Below are 8,531 nucleotides of genomic sequence, written 5' to 3' on the forward strand. Positions count from 1 at the left end.
AGTTCCAATGGACATGGTCATGCGAGCATCCCCTGCTGCCGATACCAGGTGATGGTGCGACGAAAGCCTTCCTCCAGATTGATCAGCGGCTGATAGCCGAGGACCGTCTGCGCCCGCCTGATGCTGAACGCGCGGTTGTGCTTGAAGATGGTCAGCCGGCGACGAGGTAATGGGGGTTGCAATCCCAGCGGCGCATAAAGTGCTTCGCACAGGCGCGCGGCCATCAGCGCGAGGCTGTAGGGGATGGTCGTCTTGGGCGGTGGTACGTCCAAGGCGGTAGCGACGGCCCTTACATAGTCGCGCAGCGGCAGAAAGGCGCGATCACCCAGGATGAAGGTACCCGATGGCGCATCGGGATGAACCATCGTCAATATGTAGCCGGCGACCAGGTCATCAATGTAGACAGGATGGAAATTGGGTGTTTGCCGACCCGCAAACAGAAAACGGCGGCGCTGGACCAGGCGGAACAGCTTTAGCATCCGGGTGTCGCCTGGCCCATAGGTGGAGCAGGGGCGAACGATGACGACGCTCATGCCCGGCCGGCCCATTTCGTCACGGCAGAGATCTTCGGCTCGCAACTTGCTTTCCTGATAGGGATCGCGGGGGTCGAATGGCGCATTTTCGTCTGCGGGGGCGTCGGCCACATTCCCGTGGACGCCAATCGACGAGCAATAGATGAAGCGCTCGACGCCGGCCCGTCGGCTCGCTTCAAGCAGGGCCCGAGTAGCATCCCGATTGACCTGCATGAACGCCTTGCGCGGTCCTTCGGTACGGAACATCGCGGCAATGTGAAAACAATAGCGTGCGTCCCGAAGCAGTGCGTCGAAACGATCAGAGTCTGTCAGCGAGCCTTCGATCCACTCTATGCCGCTCTCGCGCTCCGCTTCGGTAAGGGGCCTGCGGCACATCGAGCGGACGCGGTAGCCCATTTGCAGGAGTTGACGTGCGAGCGCCCCGCCAACGAAGCCAGTCGCGCCGGTCACTGCTATGATGGGCTGATAACCGATTTCGTTCATGTAAATAGCTTCCGGTCGACGGCGAAAGGCGATGCATTCATCATCGCTATTTTGCGTCCAGGCGCGTTGATCGGCGAAAGCAATTGCGTCTCCATTGAAGAAACGATCATTTGATATCCCGATCTCAATAATATTGCGTGGATCCTGATTGCGGAAATTCTTACGCAACTGCGGTATTAGTCAACATCAGGGGTAACACCTATCAATTAGGTGCAAATACATAATGGAACATGATTTTGTTATGTGTGAACTTGGTGTTTGTTCGGGTGAGTGACGCGAGCACTCGATGCACGTGCCATCTTGTCCGAGGCGGACGCGTTTTCATGAGCGGATCTGCATGGTGCGTTTGGTTCTTGGCGCCCATTCGATCGTGGAGGCGCGCCGCTATTCAGGCTTTCGGCTCATGCTTGTCGCGTGAGCGCCAGTCGGAGAACGGGTTTGGCATTGCAATTTCTGTCTGCACAGCTGGATCATCTTTACGCGCGGCTGACAGTGATGCGACTCCGCGCGCAAGGCTGCCAACCGGGTCGGGGCCTGCGCGTGCGGGGTGGCGTGCCTTATCTCCGGAACCCCGGATCCTTGGTCATTGGCAACAATGTCCGCCTGCGGAATGAACCGACCCGGATTCGCCTGGCTACGGTTCCGCAGGGGGCTATCATTCTTGGCGACGAGGTTTCGTTGAACACGGGAGTTCATATCTTCAGCGCTGCGCGGATCGATGTCGGCGGCGGGTCGCGTATCGGTGACAATGTTGCGATGTTCGACACGAGCTTCCATCCCGTTCATGAAGGGCGCTCCGTAAGGCCCCGTCCGATCACCATCGGTCGCAACGTCTGGATTGGCCGCAACGCCATCATCTTGCCCGGCGTGTCGATCGGCGATCATTCCGTGGTGGCGGCCGGATCAGTGGTCTTTGATGATATTCCCGCCCGACAGGTGTGGCGGGGCAACCCCGCGGCATTCGTGAAGCATGTCCGGGCGACCGACGATTTTCGACGTAGCTAGGGGGAGGGCGATATGTCAGGTCCGGGGTTGGGGCGCGCAGTCCGTTCAGGCATGGCCTGGTCCATCCTGGAAAGTTGGGGTGTGCAACTGTTGCAGTTCCTGACCTTCCTCGTGATTGCGCGCTATGTCGATGCGACGATGCTGGGCATCGTCGCCATGGCCCTGCTGGTAGGGCAATGGTTCCAGATGATCATATTGTCGGGGATCAGTGCATCGCTTGTGAGCAAGGGCGGCGCTGCCGATGCCGACTTGGATGATACGGCCTTCTGGATTTCTGCTGCGGCCGGCGCGCTGCTGCTGATCGCGACCTTCTTGCTAGCCGACTTGGTTGAGCGGACCGCCGCCCATCAGGGCTTGGGCATGGTTTTGCGATGGCTGAGCGTCGCGAATTTCCTGGGTGCGCTGAACGTCGTGCCACAGGCTTGGCTGACGCGGGCCTTGCTGATGCGGCCATTGGCCACGCGCTCGACAATCTCGACCCTGGTGGGCGGCCTTGTCGGAATAGCACTGGCCGTGGCCGGTTATGGCGTGATGGCGCTGGTGGCACAAAATCTGGCCGTAGCGGTCATCGGAACGATAATCCTGTGGGCCGCCTGCCCGATGCGACCCCGACTGCGTTTTTCACGGGAAAAGGCAAGGGACGTGCTTTTCTATGGCCGTCATGTCGGCGTGACGGGCGCTGCGAATTTCTTCAACGCCAATGCTGACATCATGGTCATCGGCCTGGCGCTCGGCGGCGCAGCGACAGGCATTTATACCGTCGGCAAGCGGGCTTTGCTGGCCGCCAATCTGATGCTGGCGCGTGCGCTGTCCCGTGTGGCACTTCCGGTCTTCTCGCAACTCAAGGGGGATCCGCCCCGCCTTGCAAAGGCTTTCCTCAGAATAGTGTCGGCGACATCGTCCATAACGACCCCGGCCTTTGTCGGCCTGGCGATCGTATCGGACGAGTTTATTTTCCTGTTGTTCGGTCCGCGTTGGGCGGCGGCAGCCGATGTGATGCGCTATCTCAGCCTGTTCGGCGCGCTCCAGGCGATCGGCATTTACAATCAGTCGCTGATGCTCGCCATGGGAAAGCCGCAATGGCAGACTTGGCTGGCGGGCATTTATGCGCTGGTCAATATTGTCACCTTCTTCTTTGCCGTTGAATATGGGATGGCTGCGGTCGCTGCCGCGTTCACGGCGCGCGCCTATATCCTCTATCCCCTGTCCGTCTGGCCAGTTGTGGTTCTGCTGCCGCTGGGATGGCGGGATTATTGGAAGGCGCTGCGGCCCAGTGTCGTCGCATCGCTGGTCATGGCTGTTTTTCTATGGGGGTTCCGGTTCGCATTGGCCGGCCAAGCTCCGATTCCGATGCTGTTGTCGACGGTCATCGCTGGGGCAGCGGTCTATATGGTCGTCCTCGGACTGGTCGGACGGACCATTGTCATCGACATGTTCCATTTCGCACGGGCAGGGGGCAAACGCGTGTCCTCCACCAGTTAAATTTCCGAAGTGGACATTTTTGGAAATCCTCCGGCAATGACATTTTGCAGCTGCGGAACGAAATTTCTCAAAATGTGTAAAACTACCTACTATACTTCCCCTAATGCCGATGTTAAAAATTGCGCATTGCAGCAGAGAATTATGTAAACCTCCAACTGGATCAATAATCGGTCAGGGGTGAGCATGGGGCAGACGTCCGATTGAAGACGTGAGCCGGTTTCTGCCATCCCTTTCAGGGTGACGGTCGCAGCATATGAAATAATTCTGGGCGTTAAGCGCGGGGTTTGAGTTATGTTCGCAGCCGTCAGACGATTTAACATCATGCCGATCTCCAAGGCGGGCCAAGTCCGCGCCAGCTTTTCGCTGGTCAGATTGCGTTGTCTCAGGCGCCACGTCTCGTGGAGTGGGGTCAGTCGCTATCTGGTCGGGTTGGCCATGGTCGCGATCGCGCTCGCCGCTTTTCAGGCCGATGAATATCCGTCCTTCTCCAGCGAATTTTATGTGATATTCACATTCGTTGCATTGTTTACGACGATGCTGTTCGGCGCCGGACCGGGCTTTCTGGCTGGTATCGCCGCCTTGGCGGTCACTTATCTGCTTGAAGGCTTTCATGGCGGGCTGCTTGCGGCGGGCGCCTTCCTCATGGCGCTGGTTGCCGCCAACGTCGTTGCGCTTCGCGCGACATTCTGGCGCGCTAGGGCGGAATATCAGGCTGCCCATGTCGGCCGGCTGATGACGCAGATGAAGCTGCTGACCGACGGCGCGGCGCATTATGCCCTCTACATGACCGATGTTTCGGGGTTCATCCTGCATTGGAATCGAGGCGCCGAGCGCTTTACCGGCTGGTTGACTGGCGAGGTGATGCATCGCCATGTCGCGCTGCTCTACCCAGGGCGCGCGGAGATCAAGGCGCGCATGGCGCAGGCCTTCGCCTTCGCCCGCCAGCATGGCAGCTGGGAATTCGATCATGAATGCTGCCGCAGCGATGGCACCATCTATCTGCAAAATTGCGTTGTCACGGCATTGTACGACAATGACGGAGCGTTGCAGGGCTTTGCCAACCTGATCCGCGACGTCACGCTGGAGCGCGCGCATGAGCTTGCGCTGCAGGAGCGGGAGCATGAGTTGCGGTTGATATTGGAGACCGCGCCGGACGCCGTCTTCGTATTCGATGCCGACGGCTGCATCGAATATATCAACGAAGCGGCCTCCCGCATGTTCGGCTATGATCTGGTGGATCTCAAAGGCCAGAATTTCGAGAGCCTGCTGCTGGTCTGTCCTTCTGAAGACGAAGTGCCTGACGAATATCCATTCCGGATCGTCGATGTTTCGGAAAAGATCGAGCGGCAGTTGATCGGCCGGCATCATAATGGCTCGAATTTTCCAACCGAGATGACCTTCGTGCGGATGGAAGCGAACGGCGGCACAAGGTTTACGGCCTTTGTGCGCGACCTTTCCGAACAGGAGGCGACGAAGGCTCGGCTGGAAACCCTGCAGGCGGAAATGCTGGATGGCACCCGCTATAGCGCAATGGGGGCGATGGCCTCGATGCTGTCGCACGAGTTGACCCAGCCATTGACAGCGCTTGCAGCCTATATGGAGGGGGGCAGCATCCTGCTCAACAATCTCAACGGCGGGAGTCGGGCGAAGCTGGACGAAATTTTCCATCTCGCGTCGAGCGAAGCGGTGCGGGCGGGGGCGATCATGCGCCATTTGCGCGACTTCACCAGCAGTGGTGAAGCGCAACTGGAGGTGCAGGATATCGGCGAAATGGTGCGCAGCAGCATTGCGCTCGTCCGTCCTGCGGCTGCCCGTGCGCAAGTCCGTGTCGTGCTTCGGGTTGCGCCAGACGCGGGACCGGTATTCGCCGATCCGGTCCAGATCCAGCAGGTGATCGGCAATCTTTGTCGCAATGCCATAGATGCGATGCGCAACATGGATGAGCGGATCCTGACGATCCACGCGTCCCGCGTCGATGAGCTTACCACCCAAATCATGATTACCGACACTGGCTCGGGCATCGCCGCGGAAATCCGCGAGCGGCTGTTCGACGCCTTTGTCACGACCAAGGAAGAGGGAACTGGGGTCGGATTGTCCATTTGTCGAACAATTGTGGAGGCCCATGGCGGGCGGATCTGGGTTGAGCCCGCGCCTGCCGGCAGCTGCTTTTGTTTCACATTGAAGCGTAAGAAGGGGATTCTTTGTGGAGGAAATGAAGACGATTCACATCGTGGACGACGAATATTCCGTCAGAGCGGCAACGGCATTCTTGTTGGAGCTTGAAGGATATTCGGTCCGCACTTGGCAGAGGGGCGCTCATTTTCTTGCCGCCGCGCCGACCGAGCCGCCGGGCTGTGTCATCCTGGACCTGCGCATGCCCGACATGGATGGACTGGAGGTGCAGCGCCGTCTCAATGAAGCGGATCTCAATTTTCCGGTCATCATGCTGACGGGGCATGGCGACATTGCCGTGACGGTCGCGGCAATGAAGATGGGCGCCGTGGATTTCCTGGTGAAGCCGTTCGAGCGACAGAGCCTGTTGCAGGCGGTCGAGAACGCCTGGTCGGTGCTATATGATAATGGTGCGCGCCGACAAAGGGTCGCGCAGGCGCAATCGCTGGTGGAAAAGTTGACGCCGCGCGAGCGCGATGTTCTGGCAGGCCTGACAATGGGGCTACCGAACAAGCACATCGCCCTGCAATTGGGCATCAGCCCGCGCACGATCGAAATTCATCGCGCAAACCTGATGGCAAAGCTCAAAACGCGCAATCTTTCGGATGCCCTGAGAGTTGCATTTGCGGCGGGAATAGGCCGGAGGCTGGATGGATGAGCGTCAATATTTCTGCCGCCGTGGTGCTTTTTGTCGCCATAGCGAGGGGATTGTCGCGATGAGCGCCAATAGTGCGATCGGGAGCCAGAAAATTGCGAAAAGGCGATCTGGCCATGCTGGCTTGATTTCGACGAGCGATGCATTTTGACGTTGCCAGAGGTGATAAAGGCCGATCGCCCAAATGAGCAATATGATTGCCGCACCGGCGCAGAGCGCAATGTTCATATTTCCATGAACCTCCCATTTTCGGATTAAAGGACGATGCTCTGTTTTTTTTAGCAAAAACAATATACGAATAATATAAGTGAAATTACGCTGTTAACAAAATTGCCGATTCATCTAAAATCATTCCGATATAAATTTGATTTTTGATATTTTATTAGTTAATATTTATTAGGTGTTGTCACGGATTGATGTTTTTGAGGCGCCCGTGCTCTTGTCGGTTGAATTGATTTCGCTCCTCTGCGTGCTGCGCAACTGGGAGCGCCCGGCCATTGCTGTGCCAATGGTCGACAATCGACGAGAAAAGGACAGGCCATGGCAAATCCGGATTTGGCGGCGCGTTTCCACAGCGCGAGCGGAACGGGGGCGTTAATCGCCAGGCGCAATGCACGCCTGTGGCTGTGCCTGCTGTTGCTATCAGCTGATTGCTTGGCGCTGCTGATTGGCTTTGGCGTAGGCGCGCGCCTCTCGCCGGCATCCTCGTCGGACATGATCGGATCATTATCCGCAGGCATTCTCGTCTTTGCGATCATCGCCTTTCACAGCCAGGCTTACAGCATGTCCTGTCTGACCAGCGCGACGATCAGCTGTCGCGCTGCGACATTGGCATTTGGTGCCACCATGCTGCTGTTCTTCCTTGTAATTTTCGCATCGAAGGCGGTGGGAACCTTCCCGCGCTCAGGCATATTGTTCGGCGTCTTTGGCAGCCTGGGGCTGCTGGTCGTGCAGCGCTCACTGATGGCCTATGCGGTCCGGCGTTGCTTCGGAAATCAGTTGTTCGCGGAGATATTGATCCTTGATGGTATCGCGCGCCCCAATGATTGCGGTGCGGCGGCCGTGATCGATGCGCGCCAGATCGGGCTGCGCCCCGAAGAGGATGATCCGCACAAGCTGCACCAATTGGGCGTGCTGCTGCGTGATTATGACAGGGCGATCATCCTTTGTCCGGCTGCCCGACGAGCGAGTTGGGCCGAGATATTGAAGGGCAGCAATGTTCAGGGCGAAGTCGTCGTGCCAGAGGTCGGGGAGACTGCACCGCTTGCGGTAGGGACCTGGTTGGACACGTCGACCCTAGTGGTCTCGCGCGGCCCGCTCAACCTTGCTGACCGCGCGCGCAAGCGTTTGCTCGACATTGCCTTGACCGTGCCCCTGGCCATTGCGCTGCTGCCGTTGCTGCTTCTGGTGGCGATCGCCATCAAGATCGACAGCACCGGGCCGGTCTTCTTTCGCCAACAACGGATCGGTCGCGGCAACCGCTTGTTCCGGATTTACAAGTTCCGCAGCATGCGGACCGATTGCGGCGACGCATTGGGTAGCCGTTCCACCGGTCGAAGTGATGACCGTGTGACCCGCATCGGGCGCTTCATTCGCAGTACGAGCATCGACGAACTGCCCCAGCTATTCAATGTTCTGCTCGGCGAAATGAGCCTCGTCGGGCCGCGGCCGCACGCCTTGGGCTCGACCGCTGATAACGCCTATTTCTGGCAGGTCGATCGGCAATATTGGCATCGCCACGCGCTCAAGCCCGGCATCACGGGACTGGCCCAAATCAGGGGTTTCCGTGGCGCGACGGAAACACGCGGCGACATCTTGCGGCGGATCGAGGCGGATCTGGAATATCTGCACGGCTGGAGCCTGGCGCGGGATATCGGCATCCTGCTGCGGACCTTCAACGTGCTCGTTCATCACAAGGCGTTCTGAAACGGGGGGGGGGGCATGATCGATCATGATCGGCCGCAAATCACCTCAGGATGAGCCGGCCATGGCGACGAAGCTGGAATGAGGCAGGCGTCGCCACCCGCCTATATCATGATGGGCGCGGCCTCCAATTCTCCAATCTGGATGATGTCGCCTGGTGCCAACCCGGAATTGTCGAACATCGGAAGGATCACATCGGCGTGGCTTGGCCGTGGTTCATGTGGGCAGGCAAGAAGGGGATGTTGCGGAGTAATTTTTGTTTTTGGTTCATTTTTTGC

At 58.4% G+C, this 8,531-nt stretch carries 7 protein-coding genes; 5 read left to right on the top strand and 2 right to left on the bottom strand.

Features of this window, described 5'->3' with window-relative positions; genetic code table 11:
• Positions 1-17 precede the first annotated feature (17 nt).
• Entirely contained in the window at positions 18-1,184 is a 1,167-nt protein-coding gene (locus tag DIZ22_RS06390) for an NAD-dependent epimerase/dehydratase family protein (protein WP_048936471.1), read from the bottom strand.
• Positions 1,185-1,454: 270 nt separating this feature from the next.
• Between DIZ22_RS06390 and DIZ22_RS06395 the strand changes: the two genes are divergently transcribed.
• The 4 genes from DIZ22_RS06395 to DIZ22_RS06410 all read left to right on the top strand — a co-directional run bounded on the left by DIZ22_RS06395 (position 1,455) and on the right by DIZ22_RS06410 (position 6,333).
• Positions 1,455-2,021, top strand: a complete 567-nt coding sequence (locus tag DIZ22_RS06395) for an acyltransferase (protein ID WP_004207140.1) — start codon at positions 1,455-1,457, stop codon at positions 2,019-2,021.
• Positions 2,022-2,072: 51 nt separating this feature from the next.
• A complete protein-coding gene (locus tag DIZ22_RS06400) occupies positions 2,073-3,503 on the top strand; it encodes a lipopolysaccharide biosynthesis protein (protein WP_017503325.1) in 1,431 nt (476 codons plus the stop codon).
• Between the two features lie 291 nt (positions 3,504-3,794).
• Positions 3,795-5,786: a PAS domain-containing sensor histidine kinase gene (locus DIZ22_RS06405; RefSeq protein ID WP_240626820.1), complete on the top strand. Its 1,992-nt coding sequence runs from the start codon at positions 3,795-3,797 to the stop codon at positions 5,784-5,786.
• Positions 5,707-6,333, top strand: a complete 627-nt coding sequence (locus DIZ22_RS06410; RefSeq protein ID WP_026109652.1) for a response regulator — start codon at positions 5,707-5,709, stop codon at positions 6,331-6,333. The genes DIZ22_RS06405 and DIZ22_RS06410 overlap by 80 nt, the downstream gene beginning before the upstream one ends.
• A gap of 3 nt (positions 6,334-6,336) precedes the next feature.
• On the opposite strand, the gene DIZ22_RS21700 is transcribed toward DIZ22_RS06410, so the two are convergent.
• Positions 6,337-6,558: a hypothetical protein gene (locus DIZ22_RS21700; RefSeq protein ID WP_137405646.1), complete on the bottom strand. Its 222-nt coding sequence runs from the start codon at positions 6,556-6,558 to the stop codon at positions 6,337-6,339.
• A gap of 312 nt (positions 6,559-6,870) precedes the next feature.
• On the opposite strand from DIZ22_RS21700, the gene DIZ22_RS22195 reads away from it, so the two are divergent.
• Complete coding sequence (locus DIZ22_RS22195; RefSeq protein ID WP_053094322.1) at positions 6,871-8,256, top strand: sugar transferase; 1,386 nt, start codon at positions 6,871-6,873, stop codon at positions 8,254-8,256.
• The last annotated feature ends 275 nt before the right edge of the window (positions 8,257-8,531 follow it).

It is taken from the genome of Sphingobium sp. LF-16 (assembly GCF_003711185.1).
In the GTDB taxonomy this organism is placed as follows: domain Bacteria; phylum Pseudomonadota; class Alphaproteobacteria; order Sphingomonadales; family Sphingomonadaceae; genus Sphingobium; species Sphingobium yanoikuyae_A.